Here is a 16,106-nt window from a genome sequence, read left to right on the forward strand (position 1 = left end):
CGTCAGCGTGGCCCGGGCAAGAAACAGGGATGGCCGGGAGGGGCGACAGATGGGCTGCGCGCTGGCGCGTGACGTGACCGATCGCGTCTCGACCATGGGGCACCTGTCGTGAGCCCCTTCGTCCTGGAGGCCCTGGCGATCGAGAAGCGCTTCGGCGCCACGTCGGTGCTGAAGCAGGCCGACCTCAGGGTCGGGCGCGGCGAGATCCATGCGCTGCTCGGCGGCAATGGCGCCGGCAAGTCGACCCTGATCCGCATCGTCTCCGGCTCGCACCGGCGGGACGGCGGCACGATCCGGGTCGATGGGCAGGAGGGCTACGACGCCGCGGCCATCGCCGTCGTCTTCCAGGAATTGGCGCTGCTGCCGCATCTCTCCGTCGCCGAGAACATCGCCCTGCCGCACCGCAAGCGCGGGCTTGGTTTGGTTCGGTCCGCAACCGACGAAGCTCGGGCAGCGGTGGCGCTGGCGCTGATCGACGACACCCTGGCGGGCGACGCGCTCGCCCGTCCGGTGGCCGAGCTCGACCTGCATCAGCGCCAGTTCGTGGAGATCGCGCGGGCGCTCAGCTCCGGCGCCAGGCTGCTGCTGCTCGACGAACCGACCGCCAACCTGACCTTCGCCGAGACCGAGCGCCTGTTCGCGATCCTGCGGCGCCTGGCCGGGCAGGGCATCAGCTCGCTGATCGTGTCGCACCGCATGACCGAGATCCGCGCGGTCGCCGATGTCTGCACGATCCTGCGCGACGGCCGCACCGTCGTGGATCGCACGCCTATCGGGGAGCTCGGCGACGAGGCCATCGTCGAGGCGATGGGGCAGGGCGCCGGCCCGGGCAGGAGCGGCGCCGCCGCGTCCGCGGCCACGGCCGGCGGCGCGACTGTCGAGATTTCGGCACCGGGCGTGTCGCTGCGGCTGCCGCCCGGCAGCATCCTCGGCCTCGCCGGCGCGCCGCTCGGGCCGTCCGCGCTGATCGACGCCCTGATTGGTGCCGTCCCTTCGGAGACATGGACCATCGGCATCGACGGCGTGCCCGCGCGCTTCACGAGCCCTGCCCAGGCGGTGCGCAGCGGGGTGGGATATGTCTCGGGCGACCGCGCCGGGAAAGGCATCCTCGCGGCGCTGCCGATCCTCGACAACATCGTCGCGGCGGCGCGTGTCGCAGGCCGTCGTCTCCTCGCGAGGGGGCAGGAGGCCGTCACCGCGCAGGCGGCGCTGGACCGGCTGTCGATCAAGGCGGGCTCGGTCGACGCCCTGCCGCAGACGCTGAGCGGCGGCACCCAGCAGAAGCTCCTGCTCGCGCGCTGGCTCGAGCGCCCGCCCCGGATCCTGGTGCTGGAGGAGCCGACGCGCGGCGTCGACATCGGCACCAAGCGGGAGATCTACGCCATCATCCGGCAGGCCGCGGCCGCCGGCTGCGTCGTGGTGTGGTGGTCGACCGAATTCGCCGAGCTCGCCGAGGTCTGCGGCCGGATCGTCGCCTTCGACCTCCGCGGCGAGGTGAGCGGGGTCCTCAGCGGCGACGAGGTCAGCGAGGTCGCGCTTGCGCGCGCCACCGGGATGGCGGCGTGACGGCCATGGACAGCGAAGAGGGCAGCATGACCGACGTGATCATCGGGCCGTCAGCCAGTGCAGAGGGCAGCCGCACGCCGCGGCGCGCACCGCTGCCGGTCCGGCTGGCCCGGACCTATCGCAGCGAGATCGCCATTGCCGCGGCGATCCTCGTGATCCTGGTCGTGGTCAGCTTCTGGTCTCCCCACGTGCTCACCTGGGGCAACCTCGCCAACATCGCCCAGGCCTCCGCCCCGCTGATCCTGATGTCGCTCGGCGTGTTCCTGGTGATCGCGACCAGCGGCATCGACCTGTCGGTCGGCTCGACCTTCTCGCTGACCGGCATGGTCGCCGGCCTCGCTTTGTCCTCCGGCCTTGCCTGGCCGCTGGCCTGCGTCGCCAGCCTCGGCGTCGGCCTCGGCGTCGGGGCGATCAATGGCGGCCTCGTGACCTTCGCCGGCCTCGCGCCCTTCGTCGTCACCCTGATCACCTATGCGATCGGCGGCAGCCTCGCCTTCGTGATCACCGACGGCCATTCGATCGCCATCCTCGACCCGGATTTCTGGCTGCTGAACGGCGGCGAGATCGTGCCAGGCGTCGCGAACTTCTTCCTGTTCTGCGCCGTCGCCGTGATCGCGGTGGAGCTGGCGCTGCGGAAGCTCGTGCTCGGGCGGTGGATCTACGCCATCGGCAGCAACGACAAGGCCGCCCGGCTGCTCGGCATCCCGGTGCGCGGGGTGCGCTTCGGCGTCTATGTCGCCTCGGGCCTGGCCGCGTCCTTCGCCAGCCTCCTCAGCCTGTCCTACATCAGCAACTCGGAGGCGACGTCGGGCGCCAATCTGATGCTCCAGGCGATCGCCGCCTGCGTCATCGGCGGCGCCAGCCTGTTCGGCGGCACCGGCTCGGCGATCGGCGCCATGCTCGGCGCCGTGATGATCACGGTGATCCAGAACGGCGTGAACCTGGTCGGCATCAACAGCTTCTGGCAAGGCGCGGTGACCGGCTGCGTCATCCTGATCGCGGTCCTGATCGACCGCGTCACCAAGCTGCGGTCCTGATCCGGCCGGGCCCGCTTCACCACAATCAATCGATACAGGGAGGACACAGATGGGTCGTTCGATTATCCCGGCTCTGGCCGTTGCCGGCCTGGCTTTCGCCGCAACCCTGGCGCCCGCGACGGCGCCGGCCGCGGGCAAGACTTACACCGTCGCCTATATCGCGCCCTCGCTCGACATCTCCTACTGGCAGTGGGTCGCCTACGGGGCGAAGACCAAGGCCGCCGAGCTCGGCATGGACTACATCGAGATGGACTCGCACAATTCGCCGGTCGACCAGATGACCAATGTGCGCACGGCCGTGACCCGCGGTGTCGACGCCATCGTTATGGGGCCGGTGAGCTCCACCAGCACGCCGCCGGTGCTGCGCTTCCTGAAGCAGCAGAACATCCCGGTCGCCTTCACCGGCATCGGCCCGCAGCCCGGCGAGACCGACTACACCTCCTCCGTCACCGCCAACAACCTCGAGGGCGGCAGGGAGGAGGGCAAGTTCGTCTGCGCCCTGGCCAAGGAGCGCGGCGGCACCAAGGTCGGCATGCTGTCGCTGCCGCAGGACCGCGAGAACGCGCAGAAATATCTCGCCGGCGCCAAGGAGTCCTTCGCGGCGGAGGGCTGCGAGCTTGTCCAGATCCTGCAGACCAAGGGGCTGACGGTGCGCGAGGCGGTGGACCAGGCCAACGACCTGCTCACCGCCCATCCCGACATCAAGGCGATCTACGGCATGTATGACGAGGCGGCGACGGGCGCGGCCAAGGCGCTGCAGACGCGCGGGCTGGTCGGCAAGGTGGGTCTCGCCACCGCCGACGGCAGCCCGACGACCGTCAGGCTGCTGCGCGACGGCGTGGTCCAGGGGCTGTTCCTGCAGGAGGCCGGCGGTCAGGGGATCGAGGCGGTGCAGCAGGTCTACAATGCGCTGACCGGGGCGCCGGTGACCAAGGATCTGCCGCTGCCGCTGGTCCTGGTCACCACCCAGACCGTCGGCACGCCCGAGGCGCGGGCCAAGCTGGAGCGGGTCTATCCGCCCTCGGCCGGCGAATACTGAGCCGCCTTCTCAGCCTCGGACCTCCAGGACGGCCGCGCCATGGACGATTTCCCGATCATCGACGCCCATCACCATCTCTACGATCTCGAGACCCACCGCTATCCCTGGCTGCAGGACGGGGTGAAGCCGAGCGCTTTCGGCGACTATTCCGCTATCTGCAGCAGCTATCTGGTCGACCATTTCCTCGCCGACTGCAGCCGCCAGAACGTGGTCAAATCGGTGCATCTCGACGTCGGCTACGATCCGGCCGATCCGGTCGGCGAGACGCGGTGGCTGCAGGGCGTCGCCGACCGGCACGGCTATCCGCACGGCATCGTCGGCTACGCCAACCTCGCCCTGCCGAATGTGCGCGAGATCCTCGAAGGTCATCTTGCCTTCCGCAGCGTCCGGGGTATCCGCCAGTCGCTGAACTATCATCCCGACCCGGCGAAGACCTATCTCGACCGACCCGGCGTGTGCCGCGAGCCGGACTGGCGCCGCGGCTTCGCCCTGCTGCAAGGCCTCGGCCTCTCCTTCGACCTGCAGATCTATTATCCGCAGATGGAGGAGGCCTTTGATCTCGCGCGGGCCTTTCCGGACACGCAGATCATCCTCAATCACACCGGGATGCAGGTCGACGGCCCGGAGCATTTCGAGGCCTGGAGGGCCGGCATGAGGCGCCTGGCGTCGGCCCCGAATGTCGCCTGCAAGATCTCCGGCCTCGGCATGGGGGACTGGAGTTGGACCGTGGACAGCATCCGGCCCTATGTCCTCTCGGCGATCGAGGCCTTCGGCGTCGACCGCTGCATGTTCGCCAGCAACTTCCCGGTCGACAAGCTGTTCAGCAGCTACGACGCGATCTTCGACGCGTTCAAGCAGATCACTTTCGGCTTCTCGTGGGAGGAGCGGCGGCGGTTGTTTCACGACAACGCAGAGCGGTTCTATAGGCTCTGATCGTTTTCGATTATGCAGCACATCGTGGAATGTGCCGCTCGATCAGCCGCAAGAATCGTTGGTTACGTGTCCCCGCAACCACCGATCCCTGCAAGCCCCCGCCCCCGGACGGGCGGCTTCTTGCTTTGGGGTCCCAGCCTTGCCGCCACCCCGGCCCAACCAGCTCAGGATCGTGCCCAGGTCGCCATGCAGCGCGGCATGGAGCCCGCCGCGCTCCGGACCGGGACGCAACGTGATGCCGGCGATCACCGCCCGCAGGGCGTCTGCCGCTTCGCGGCGGTCCTCCGGATAGTCCAGCGCCTCGGCCAGCCGCTCCACCTTCCACCGGAACAGCTCGGCGATGTTCGGGTGCACGTCCGGCGGCTCCTCTGCATCGGCCAGGCGCTGCCGCAGCCGGTCCTGCTCGGCCACCAGCTCTCTCATCCGATCGAGCGATGCCAACCCCGGCGAAGCGCAGCCGCCTGAACACCGCAGCGACGTCCTCCTGGTCGCGGCTGATCCGGTCGAGCGGATCGCCCATCGATGAGCTGCACCGAGATGCGCATGCGGGTGCCGCTCCGGCGGACGCTGCCCTCCAGGACATGGCGCACGCCCAGCTGCCTGGCCACGTCCCGGACGTCGGCCACATGACCCTTGTAGACGAAGCTGGAATTGCGGGCGATCACCCGCAGCCCCGAGAGCTTGGAGAGCGTGGTGATGATGTCCTCGGCGAGGCCATCGGCAAAGAACTCCTGTTCCGGATCACCGCTCAGATTTGCGAACGGCATCACGGCGATCGTCGGCTGCTCCTCTGCAGGCATCGCAGGCGACAGCGCCTGCTCCGCGCTGTCCTTGCCGAGATGGGCGCGATAGACGCGCACGGGTCGCGCGATGTTCTTCAGAGCGACCTCGCCCATGTCTGAGAAGCTGGCGGGCACCTTGCCGTCGACCTGACGCCAGACGTCCTCAGAGATCGATACCCCTCCGGTGGGAGCGATCCCCTCGAGCCGTGCGGCAATGTTGACGCCGTCCCCAAGGAGGTCGGTGTCGTCGACCACAACGTCGCCGACGTGAACGCCGATGCGCAACTCCATGCGCCGATCCGTCTCGGTTTCAGAACGGCGCATCGCCATCCGGCTTTGGATCGCTATGGCACAACGCACGGCATCGACAGAACTCTGGAATTCGATCAGGAGTCCATCACCCATCGTCTTGACGACGCGCCCATGGGCATCGGCGATCGCGGGATCAATGATCTCGTCCCGCAGCCCTTTGAGGCGGGCCAGCGTTCCCTCCTCGTCGAGGCCGGTGAGCCGGCTGTAGCCAACGACGTCCAGTGCGACGATTGCTGCCAGCCGTCTGACAACATGTTGCGGCACGGCTATCTCCCGCCGGGTCACGACGATGGCTGCGGGCCGAACCCCGCCGATCTCTCAGCTGCCGAACAGGCGCCGGCACTCGTCGCCGAGGCGGTCATTGGCGAGGTGGCCCTCGGCATCGGCGGCGAATTCGGGGCGGAGCCGGTCTAGGAAAAACATTGGCAGCGGGCCCATGTTCTTGGCCTCGACTGGCCCGCGCGGCGTGAACTCGAAGAACCGTTGCACCTTCAAATAGGTGCTTTCCGACAGGTTGATGCGGCCGGGAGCGCTCTCTTCCTCCATCCGCGAGGCGACGTTCACCGAATTGCCCCAGATGTCGTAGGTGAACTTATGCCGGCCAACGACGCCGGCGACCGCGGGCCCACTGTGCAGGCCGATCCGCATCTCCCAGGGCGCCAAGCGAAGCCGCTCGCGCCTCTGGTTCATGCGGAGGACGCGGTGCTGGATCTCCAGCGCCGCGAGGCAGGCGTCGATCGGGTGCCGGCGGTTTGGCTCGGGCAGCCCGCCGGCGCACATATAGGCGTCGCCGATGGTTCGAACCTTCTCCAGCCCGTGCCGGCGCACGATCTCGTCGAACATCGAGAAATACTGATCGAGTGTGTCAACCAGCCGGGCCGGCTCCATGCTCTCGGCCAGTAACGTGAACTTGCTGAAATCGGTGAAGACGATGGTGATCGACTCGTAGTAATGCGGCGTCACCCGGTCCTTGTCCTTGAGCTCCCGGGCCACCGATTCAGGCAGGATGTTGAGGAGCAGTCGATCCGACTTGGCCTTTTCCTCGGCGATCTCGGCACGTGCCCGCTCCAGGGATTGCATCGTCCGGTTGAGTTCGCCCAGGCTGCGCCGCAGCTCGAGCTGCGCGACGGCCTGATGGGCCAGCCGGCGCAGCGCGTCTACCTGACTGGGATCGAGCGGGTGCGGAGCGAAATCAACGATGCAGAAGGTACCGAGCGCATAGCCTTGCTGGTTGATCAGCGGCACGCCGCAATAGAACCGGATATGCGGCTCGCCGACCACCAGTGGATTATCGCTGAAGCGTGCGTCCCGGGTCAGGTCGGGCACGTACAGCACGTCGCCATGGCACAGGGTCGAGGCGCAGATGCTGATCTCGCGGGGCACCTCGGTGTACGCGGGCGGCAGGCCGAATTTCGATTTGACCCAGGAGCGGGTCTCGTCCATCAGGCTGATGAAGGCGACCGGGCAGCCGCAGATCTGGGCCGCCAGCTCGGTCAGTTCGTCGAAGGCGTATTCCGACGGCGTGTCGAGGAGGTTGTAGCTCCTCAAGGCGATGAGGCGCTCGGTCTCATTGGCTGGAATCTCGAAGGCCATCACGCGCGCCCCGCATCTGGGCAGCGATGGGTTAAGCTCCAGAAAGCATCGTAACATCAAACGGGACCGGGTCGCCACGGCAGCGGGCTGGGGCCGGCCGATGCTGGGTTTTTCGAGAACGAAGGCCTTATCGCCCGCCCACTATTGCGAAGCGATCGGTGAATGAACAGGTCGGGCGTCTTCGGGGCGGCCGAACCGACAACTCGGACTGGACAGTGGCCGGTTTGCGCAAGGTCCGCTTCCGGGAGCTGCGGGCCGATGTCCGGTTCTGGGCCCCTCGGTCGAACCAAGTCGGGAAGGGTCAGATCCCGCCGATCCCGGTGATGTCCGGTTTGGAGCAGCCGCGGCCGAGGGATTCGAGATAACGCACCGAGGCATCCATGCCGGCGACGTTCTCATAGACGAAGGTGCCAGCCTCGACCTTGTAGGGCGGCTGGTCCGGGATGAAGTCCTCGCGGAAGGTCGGTAGCCGCTTCAGCGCGTCGAAGCGGCCCCAGAGGAAGCCCATATGCGGCGAGAAGTTCTTGTAGCCGCCTGGATGGGGCGCGGTCAGGACCGGCCGGCGCGGCGCTTGGCGCGCGCTTCGAGATGGCCGATCAGCCGGACCAGCGGCCAAAGGAAGGCGAGATAGATGATCGCGGCGCCGATCAGCGGCGTCGGGTTGGCCATCTGCGCTTGGGCATCCGTGGCCTGCTTCAGCAGATCCGGCATGGCGACGACCGAGGCCAGGGCCGTGTCCTTGAACACCGACACGCAGTTGCTGGTGAGTGGCGGGATGATGACGCGGATCGCCTGCGGCAGGATGACCTTGCGCATGGCCAGCCAGAACGGCAGGCCGAGCGCGGCGGAGGCCTCGAACTGCCCGCGCGGGATGCTCTCGATGCCGGCGCGGCAGACCTCGGCGGTGAAGGCCGCCAGCACCATCGACAAGGCGAGCGTGGCTGAGACGAAGGAGGACAGCCGGATGCCGATGAAGGGCAGGGCGTAGTAGATCAGGATCAGCACCACCAGGATCGGCAGCGCCCGGAAGATGTCGATGTAGCCGATCGCCAGCAGCCGCAGCGGCCGGGGCGCGTAGAGCCGGACCAGGCACACCAGCAGCCCAGCCAGCGTGCCGCAGACGATGCTGACGCAGCCCAGCAGGATGGTGTTGCCCAGGCCCCGCAGCAGGATCGGCACGGCGCGCAGCAGCACCGGCCCGTTGAAGAAGGTGTCGATGAGTTCCATGGTCCGGACCGGATGGCGCGCCCAGTGGCGTGACGGAAGGGCCGGGCGTCGCCCGGCCCGGTTGCGGCCGTTACTGGGCCTGCGGGATCGGCCCCGGCGTCACCGTGCTGCTGCCGGGTTCCGGATCGACCCCGAACCACTTCCTGTGGATCGCGGCCAGGGCGCCGTCGGTCTTCATCGCGCTGATCGCGTCGTTCGCCTTCGCCAGCAGCGGATGGTTCTTGCGCGTCATCATGGCGAAGCGCTCGCCGGTCGGGATGCGGACCAGGATCTTCAGCGCCGGCATCTGCTTGATCGCATATTGGAACCCGGCCAGCTCGCCGGCGCCGCCGTCGATCCGGCCGTTCTGCGCCTCCAGCAGCAGGTCCTGCTGCGCGTTGTAGCTCTTGACCTCGGCGAAGCCGAGCTTCTCGCCATTTGCTTTGGCGAAGGCCTCGCCGGTCGATCCCGAGATCACGCCGATCGTCTTGCCTTTCAGGTCGTCCAGCGAATGGATGGGCGAGTCCGCCCTGCCGACGATGGTGCCGTCGCTGTCGTAATAGGGCTGGGTGAAGGCCTGGTTCTGCAGGCGCTCATTGGTGACCGAGATCGAGGAGATCGCGAAGTCGATGCGCCCGGAGCTGGTGGCGGCGAACAGCGCCTGGAAGCCCAGGTCCTGGAACTCGACATCGACGCCGATGCGCTTGGCTACCTCCTTGGCCAGGTCGACCTCGAAGCCCTCGAAGGCGCCGCTGTCGGTCTTGTACTCCCAGGGCGGATTGGCGGGATAGGCCCCGACCGTGATGGTCTCGGCCAGCGCCGGCGATGCGGCCGCCACGCCGAACGCAACCAGGAGCCCCAGCGTCTCGAAGAGTTTCATCGTGCTCGCCTCCTCTGCTTGCCCGCATCGCGGGCATTCTTGGCTTTCGTCGCTGAAGAGGCTGGCGCTGCTCCGGCCGATGGCCGTCCGCTCGCTGGGCGGGCAGGCTGGAACGCCGCCTCGTTGGTCGCGCTATGGGATCATGGAGGGTATCCCCGATCAATCGGATTGTTTTAGGCCTGAAGCTTCTCCTATGCAATTCCATGTTTTGGGCGGGCTGTGTACTGGAAAGATTGCCCGAGATAGTTGTGGTTGCAGATATTCTGACCTAAGGTTTGAGAATTGGCGGACCGCGATCCGCTCTCCCGGAGGGAGCGGATCGACCGGGCAGAACCATTCGAAAACGGGAGGCAATCATGGCAACCGATCATCTCGCCGGCCTGGCGGCTTCACTGCTGGACGGCTCGATCAGGGTGGTCGACCTCACCGCCCCGCTCGGCCCGGAGACGCCGGTGATCCAGCTGCCGCCCCAGATCGGCAGGAACACGCCGGCGGTGAAGGTCCATGCCATCTCGCGGTACGACGAGAACGGCCCGTTCTGGGCCTGGAACTGGCTCGAGCTCGGCGAGCACACGGGCACGCATTTCGATGCCCCGGTGCATTGGATCACCGGACGGGATCACCCTGACGGCACCACCGACCGCATCCCGCCGAAGAGCTTCGTGGCGCCGGCCAACGTGATCGACCGCTCGAAGGAGACCGCGGCCGACCCCGACTATCTGCTGACGGTCGACAGCATCGAGGCCTGGGAAGCCGAGCATGGCGCGATCGAGGCCGGAACCTGGGTGCTGCTGCGCACCGACTGGTACAAGCGCAACGGGTCGGCGGAGACCTTCCTGAACGCCGACCAGAACGGCCCGCATTCGCCAGGGCCGACCGCAGAGGCGATCGAATACCTGCTGTCGAAGGGCATTGTCGGCTGGGGCTCGGAGACGGTCGGCACCGATGCCGGATCGGCTGGCGGCATGACCCCGCCCTTTCCCGCCCACAACCTGCTGCACAAGGCGAACCGGTACGGCCTGGCCAGCCTGTGCCACCTCGACCAGCTGCCGCCGAAGGGGGCGATCCTGATCGCGGCGCCGCTGAAATTCGTCGGCGGTACCGGCTCGCCCGTGCGCGCCCTTGCGCTGGTCCCCCAGGCAGGGTAGGGGGCCGGCGCGAGCCCTCGGAAGACTGGAAGGCAGATGGGAGCGATGACCGACAGATTTGCCGGAACGGTGCTGCGCCGGCTGGAGCAGGGCGAGACGCGTCCGACCCTGGGCGAGATCGGCCTCAACCAGTTCGCGCCCTATCTGATGAACCGGGTGATGGCGCGCTGGAACGCCAACATGTCCGAGGCGCTGAAGGCGCACGACATGACGACCACCAAGATGCGGGCGCTCGCCATCCTCAGCATCTCCTCGACGCTGACGATCAACGAGCTGTCGGTCTATGCGGTCACCGAGCAGTCGACCATGAGCCGCACGCTCGATGCGCTGGAGGAGCAGGGCTATATCCGCCGGCAGCCGCGCGCCGAGGACATGCGGGTCCGCGACATCGCCATCACCGAGGAAGGCCGGGCCGTCTTCGATACGGTGTGGCCCACCATGTACGCGCTGCTGACGCAGATGTTCGAAGGCGTCGACGGCGACGAATACGTCGCCTTCGTCGCCACCCTGCACAAGATCCTGCGCAACATCCGCAAGCACGACATCTGAACGGCTGGGGTGCCGCCCCCGGCGGTCACAGCGTCGCGATCGTCTTCAGCGCGCCGTCGAGAGCCGTGCCGTCCTCATCGGCCAGTGCCGCCTGCCGCAGCCGGCGCAGCCAGGCCGCGCCGTCGTCCCGGCCGACCAGCAGGGGCAGGCCGGACAGCACCCGCTCGAACTTCGACTCGCCGCGGGCATGCGTGTCCGAATAGCCCTTGACCAGCCGCCGGCATTCCAGGACCTCGACCGCGAGGTCATAGTTGACCCGCAGCGTGTCGAGCGCGGTCGCCAGCCAGGCGTCGCGATGCGACGTTTCGCGCGCATGGCGCAGCGTGCCGCGCCGGACCCTTCGCAGCGCCGACACGGCCTGGAGCCCCAGGAACCAGAGGATCGTGCCGGTGCGAACGCGCCGGCCGCGGCTGACCAGGCGGTCGAGCCGCGAGAAGAGGGCCGGTCGCGCCTCGATCCAGGCACCAAGCCCTCTCGGCAGCGTGCCGCAGACCTCCGCCATGCGCGGATGCATGTATTCGGTCGTGTAGACGATCTGGTCCGGGCCGGCGCCGACCTCGCGGCGCACGCGCTCGAACCGGCGCGAGCGGATCTTCAGGTCGGCGACGCGGATCACATCGTCATAGGCCATCGCGACGGCCACGTGTTTCGCCGCCGCAAGGGTGAAACCAAAGCCCTTGGCGGCACCGCCCCGCGCCTCGTCCTCCGCGCGCAGCCGGGCCAGGAGCGTCAGGTACTCGTCCGCATAGGCCGGGTCCTGGTAGTCGGTCAGCCGCTTCACGCCGGCGAACAGCATCGGATGGGCGGCGGCGGGAAACTCCTGCACGATGCGCCGGACGAGACGGTCGAGTGCGGGGTGCCCGGCGGCGGCCGGCAACGCGTCGAAGCGCTTCCCGGGCGTGCGGGCGACGGCCTCGGTCCCGGGGCTGGCGGCCCGGTCGCAGGCGGCGCGGAAGGCGGCGAGGCTCGGCTCCACGCCCCGGCCGCCGGCGCGGATCGTCGCCTCGAAGGCCTCGCGGGGGAACGGCAGCACCCCGGCCCCGGCCAGGGCGCCGAACATGGCCGCGGAGATCACGCTGCCGTTGCGGCTGGCCACGGCTTCCATGTCGAAGGCGATGGTGCGCCGGGCGGCGAAGCCGGTGGCGTCGACCACGGCCGTGGGATCGCCGGTGCCGTCGCCCGGCTTCGCCTTCTCGACCACGGCGAAGGAGCGGTGCGTCGACGCGATCAGCGTGGTGCGGTCGGGCGTCACCAGGCCGCGCAGCACCGCGCGCCCGGCCTCCATCAGCTCGGCCGCCATCACCACGTCGACATCGCCCGGGGTGGGCATCAGCGCGAAGACCGGAGTCGCGCCCGGCTTCGCCGCGATCATCTCGATGTAGTAGATGGTCGCGCCGGTGCGCTGCGCCACGCCAGGGACCGAGGTCGACTGGGCGACCCAGCCATTGCCCTCGGCCAGCGCGACGATCCAGTCGGCGAGGACCCCGCCTCCCTGGCCGCCCATGGCCAGGATGGCGATGGCCAGGGGCCGGTCCTGGGACAGCAGCGAACGATCCGGCAGCGCGTCGGCCATGGTGCTTATTCGGCGAAGGCGATGCGGCGGCTCTCGCGGCGACGCTGCAGCCAGCCGATGACCGCCCCGCGCAGCCGCGCCAGCAGTCGGTCGGCCCGGGTCGGGTTCTGGATGATGTCGGCCCGGTAGAAGGACGGGCACAGGATGGCGGCCTCGGAGACCTCGCCGCAATTGCCGCAGCCGACGCAGGACTGGTCGATGGCGGCGACCGGGTCGTCCTTCAGCGGATCGTCGGTGTGCTTGACCGACAGCGACGGGCAGCCGGACAGGCGGATGCAGGCATGGTCGCCGGTGCAGACATCCTCGTCGACGCCGAAGCGCTGCCGGACCACGCGCCGCCCTTCCTTCACCGCCCGGGCCAGCAGCGGCCGGATCCGCCGCTGCTTGTTCAGCATGCATTCGGAGGAGGCGACGATGATCTTCGGCCCGGGCTCCGGCGTCGTCAGCGCCTCGCGGAAGGTGTCGCGGAGACGGCCCACATCGTAGGTCCGGTCGATCTGGCGCACCCAGGTCGCGCCGACGCCCCGGACCGCGTCGGTGATCGCGTTGTTGGTCTTGCGCCGCGGGTTGTGGGCGCGGGAGGAGGGGATGTCCTGGCCGCCCGTCGCGGCGGAATAGTAGTTGTCGACGATCAGGATGACGCCGTCATGCTTGTTGAAGACGGCATTGCCGATCGAGGAGGCGAGGCCGTTGTGCCAGAAGCCGCCGTCGCCCATCACCGAGATCGCCCGCTTCTCCGCCTTGACGTTGAAGGCCGATGCCGAGGCCGGGCCGAGGCCGTAGCCCATCGTGGTCGCGCCGATGTTGAAGGGCGGCAGGATCGAGAACAGGTGGCAGCCGATATCCGCGGACACATGGTGCGGCCCGAGTTCCTTCTCGACGAGCTTGAATGCGGCGAAGATCGGCCGCTCGGGGCAGCCGGTGCAGAAGCCGGCCGGGCGTGGCGGCACCACCTCGGCCAGCGCCTTGACGCGCGGCTCGGCCAGCACCGCCGAGGCATCCGGCAGCGGCGGCCGGTTGCCCAGCAGCATCGGCGCATGGGCCTCGAGGAAGGCCGCGAGCCCCCTCATCAGCACCGGCGTGGTGTATTCGCCGCCCATCGGCAGCACGTCCTTGCCCGCGATCCGGGTCTGGATGTCGCGGCGTTTCAGGATGGCGTTGAGCGACTGTTCGATGTAGTCCGGCGAGCCTTCCTCGATCATCAGCACTGCGCGCTTGGTCGCGCAGAAACCCGCGAGCTCATCGTCGATCAGGGGATAGGCGACGTTGAGCACATGGATCGGGACGAGGGAATGGCCATAGACGTCGGCGAGGCCCAGCAGCTGCAGCGAGCGGATGAGCGAATTGTAGAGCCCGCCCAGCACGACGATGCCGACATCGCCCTCCGCCGGACCGAAGGTTTCGTTGAGCCTGCGGCTCCGGATGAACTCGACCGCCGCGGGCCAGCGCTGCTCGATCTTCTCCTTCTCATGCAGGAAGGAGGCGGGCGGCAGCACGATCCGGTTGGTGTCGCGGACCGGGTTCTCCATCGCCTGCTTCAGCGTGAAGGCCGGGCGCTTGTTGTCCTTGGCGATGAACTGGCCGTGCACATGGCAGGTGCGGATGCGGACCTGCAGCATGACCGGGGTGCGGGAGGCTTCGGAGAGCTGGAACCCGGCCTCGACGGCCTCGACGATAGACGGCAGATTCGGGCGCGGATCGAGCAGCCAGATCTGCGACTTCATCGCATAGGCGTGGCTCCGCTCCTGCATGATCGAGGAGCCTTCGCCGTAATCCTCGCCGATGATGACGAGCGTGCCGCCGGTGACCCCTCCCGACGACAGGTTCGAGAGCGCGTCGGCGGCGACGTTGGTGCCGGCGGTGGACTTCCAGGTCACGGCGCCGCGCAGGGGATACATCACTGACGCCGACAGCATCGCCGCAGCCGCCGCCTCGGAGGCGGAGGTCTCGAAATGGACGCCGAGCTCGTCCATCACGTCCTTGGCGTCGGACAGAACGTCCATGAGGTGGGAGATCGGCGAGCCCTGATAGCCCCCGACATAGGCGACGCCGGACTGCAGCAAGGCCTTGGTGATGGCGAGAATGCCTTCACCCCTGAAGAGGTCGCCGTCTCCGAGCTTCAGATCCTCGACTTCACGCGCGAATGAACGCTCGGCCATCAGCGACCTCCGCCGGCGAACCCTGTCGCCGCACATTTATTTGCAAAAGCATATTTTGCGACGGGCTGTTGTCAACGCAGGATCCGGCCGGAAACGTGGCGACCAGGGCGGGGCATCGCGGCGAGGCTGGTCGCCGGTGCCCTGCAGCTCGGCGGCGGATGCCGGTCCTGCGCTGCTCGCGGGCACGCCGCAACGCCGTGAACGTGACGAGCTCTCGCCGAGCGCGGCAATTCTCGATGAGCGGCTTAACGGTCTGTGAGCAAAAGTTGTCAATTGACAACTTATGCCGCTCTGTTTGAAACTCGATTTGAAGGTATGCGTCCTGCACCAACCGCATGTGACTGCAGGTGGGGAAAATGCGCGCAGTCCTGATTCTCACGGCCGCCGCAATGACAGTGTCCGCCAGTCAGGCCGCTGAACACAGTATCACCATGGCCGGTATTGCTTATGCGCCGGCCGTCGTCGAGGCGAAGGTCGGAGACACTCTTGTTTTTGTGAACGACGATGGCGTGGCGCACGACGTGTTCGTGCCGACCGTCGGCTTCTCAACCGATCTGGGGTCGCAGGACCCAGGTGGCAAAACCACGCTCACGCTCCGCAAGGCCGGCCTCTTCGACGTCGAATGTATGTTCCACGACCACATGCACCTGCGCGTCGTCGTGAGGCCGTGAGGTGGGATCATGCGCAAGGTCATCGCTGCGAGCCTGGCAAGCGCCGTCATCATCGGTGTGAGTGGCTACACCCTTGCCGGACCTGATCGGGTCGCCCTTCCTGCCAACTATGCCGAGCGATTCGTGCTCTACAACACTGTCGATCGGCCCGACCGCAAGACGATCCGTTTCATGTATGTGAGCCCCGAGACCCATGCCGAGGCGAAAGCCGGCGCGCCGATTCCCGATCGGACCGTCCTCATCATGGAGGACCATCGGGCGAAGCTCGAAGCTTCGGGGAGCGCCGAATTGGGGCCGGATGGGCGGCTGATTCCGACTGACGAGATCGTCAACATCTTCGTCATGGAGAAGCGTGCCGGCTGGGGCGACGCCTATCCGCCGGAGACGCGCAACGGCGACTGGGACTATGCCCAGTATCTGCCCAATGGCATGCCCAAGCCGGATGTCAACTTCAACGGTTGCTTCGTTTGCCACAAGAACCGTGCTGATCGCGATTTCAACTTCACCTACACGAAGTATCTGATGGACCGGGACAGCAACTGATAGGGCAGAGCAGCCATCTGCATTCCCGGTTTTGCGACGCGAATGGGATGCTTGAATGCATGTCGGGTCCGGCGCCATGAGTGGGCATGGTGATTGATCGACGGCATTGAACCGC

Annotated in this window: 16 protein-coding genes; 8 read left to right on the forward strand and 8 right to left on the reverse strand. The window is 67.6% G+C overall.

The window, feature by feature from the left end; genetic code table 11:
* Positions 1-108 precede the first annotated feature (108 nt).
* Genes KXR53_RS23360 through KXR53_RS23375 form a run of 4 tightly spaced genes read left to right on the forward strand, consistent with a single transcriptional unit; the run spans position 109 to position 4,575 of the window.
* On the forward strand, positions 109-1,566 hold the full coding sequence (locus KXR53_RS23360) for a sugar ABC transporter ATP-binding protein (RefSeq protein ID WP_437377681.1): 1,458 nt from the start codon (positions 109-111) through the stop codon (positions 1,564-1,566).
* Positions 1,567-1,592: 26 nt separating this feature from the next.
* Positions 1,593-2,603 (forward strand): ABC transporter permease, encoded by a 1,011-nt coding sequence (locus tag KXR53_RS23365; RefSeq protein ID WP_437377682.1) that lies wholly within the window; start codon positions 1,593-1,595, stop codon positions 2,601-2,603.
* Positions 2,604-2,652: 49 nt separating this feature from the next.
* A complete protein-coding gene (locus KXR53_RS23370) occupies positions 2,653-3,642 on the forward strand; it encodes a substrate-binding domain-containing protein (RefSeq protein WP_437377683.1) in 990 nt (329 codons plus the stop codon).
* 39 nt (positions 3,643-3,681) lie between these two features.
* Positions 3,682-4,575, forward strand: coding sequence for an amidohydrolase family protein (locus tag KXR53_RS23375; protein ID WP_437377684.1), 894 nt, complete (start codon positions 3,682-3,684; stop codon positions 4,573-4,575).
* Positions 4,576-4,617: 42 nt separating this feature from the next.
* Here the strand turns inward: KXR53_RS23375 and KXR53_RS23380 are convergent, their stop codons facing one another.
* The 6 genes from KXR53_RS23380 to KXR53_RS23405 form a co-directional block, all read right to left on the reverse strand.
* Entirely contained in the window at positions 4,618-4,986 is a 369-nt protein-coding gene (locus KXR53_RS23380; protein WP_437377685.1) for a hypothetical protein, read from the reverse strand.
* Positions 4,987-4,994: 8 nt separating this feature from the next.
* Positions 4,995-5,933: an adenylate/guanylate cyclase domain-containing protein gene (locus KXR53_RS23385; RefSeq protein ID WP_437377686.1), complete on the reverse strand. Its 939-nt coding sequence runs from the start codon at positions 5,931-5,933 to the stop codon at positions 4,995-4,997.
* A gap of 54 nt (positions 5,934-5,987) precedes the next feature.
* Positions 5,988-7,262 carry an adenylate/guanylate cyclase domain-containing protein gene (locus tag KXR53_RS23390; RefSeq protein ID WP_437377687.1) on the reverse strand — a complete coding sequence of 425 codons (1,275 nt, stop codon included), beginning with the start codon at positions 7,260-7,262 and terminating at the stop codon, positions 5,988-5,990.
* Between the two features lie 301 nt (positions 7,263-7,563).
* On the reverse strand, positions 7,564-7,770 hold the full coding sequence (locus KXR53_RS23395) for a hypothetical protein (protein WP_437377688.1): 207 nt from the start codon (positions 7,768-7,770) through the stop codon (positions 7,564-7,566).
* A 41-nt stretch (positions 7,771-7,811) separates the two neighbouring features.
* Positions 7,812-8,489, reverse strand: coding sequence for an amino acid ABC transporter permease (locus tag KXR53_RS23400; RefSeq protein ID WP_437377689.1), 678 nt, complete (start codon positions 8,487-8,489; stop codon positions 7,812-7,814).
* A 70-nt stretch (positions 8,490-8,559) separates the two neighbouring features.
* A complete protein-coding gene (locus KXR53_RS23405; protein WP_437377690.1) occupies positions 8,560-9,348 on the reverse strand; it encodes an ABC transporter substrate-binding protein in 789 nt (262 codons plus the stop codon).
* Positions 9,349-9,704: 356 nt separating this feature from the next.
* Here KXR53_RS23405 and KXR53_RS23410 point away from each other — a divergent pair, with 356 nt between their 5' ends.
* Complete coding sequence (locus tag KXR53_RS23410; RefSeq protein ID WP_437377691.1) at positions 9,705-10,496, forward strand: cyclase family protein; 792 nt, start codon at positions 9,705-9,707, stop codon at positions 10,494-10,496.
* Between the two features lie 45 nt (positions 10,497-10,541).
* The gene (locus KXR53_RS23415) at positions 10,542-11,045 is read left to right on the forward strand and encodes a MarR family winged helix-turn-helix transcriptional regulator (protein WP_437377692.1); all 504 of its coding nucleotides are present in this window, start codon (positions 10,542-10,544) and stop codon (positions 11,043-11,045) included.
* A 25-nt stretch (positions 11,046-11,070) separates the two neighbouring features.
* On the opposite strand, the gene KXR53_RS23420 is transcribed toward KXR53_RS23415, so the two are convergent.
* On the reverse strand, positions 11,071-12,618 hold the full coding sequence (locus tag KXR53_RS23420; protein WP_437377693.1) for an indolepyruvate oxidoreductase subunit beta family protein: 1,548 nt from the start codon (positions 12,616-12,618) through the stop codon (positions 11,071-11,073).
* 5 nt (positions 12,619-12,623) lie between these two features.
* Positions 12,624-14,777 (reverse strand): thiamine pyrophosphate-dependent enzyme, encoded by a 2,154-nt coding sequence (locus KXR53_RS23425; RefSeq protein WP_437377694.1) that lies wholly within the window; start codon positions 14,775-14,777, stop codon positions 12,624-12,626.
* 356 nt (positions 14,778-15,133) lie between these two features.
* Between KXR53_RS23425 and KXR53_RS23430 the strand changes: the two genes are divergently transcribed.
* Complete coding sequence (locus KXR53_RS23430; RefSeq protein ID WP_437377695.1) at positions 15,134-15,448, forward strand: cupredoxin domain-containing protein; 315 nt, start codon at positions 15,134-15,136, stop codon at positions 15,446-15,448.
* 9 nt (positions 15,449-15,457) lie between these two features.
* On the forward strand, positions 15,458-15,991 hold the full coding sequence (locus KXR53_RS23435; protein WP_437377696.1) for a cytochrome P460 family protein: 534 nt from the start codon (positions 15,458-15,460) through the stop codon (positions 15,989-15,991).
* The last annotated feature ends 115 nt before the right edge of the window (positions 15,992-16,106 follow it).

Origin of the sequence: Inquilinus limosus (genome assembly GCF_051487185.1) — a bacterium.
GTDB classification, from domain to species: domain Bacteria; phylum Pseudomonadota; class Alphaproteobacteria; order DSM-16000; family Inquilinaceae; genus Inquilinus; species Inquilinus limosus_F.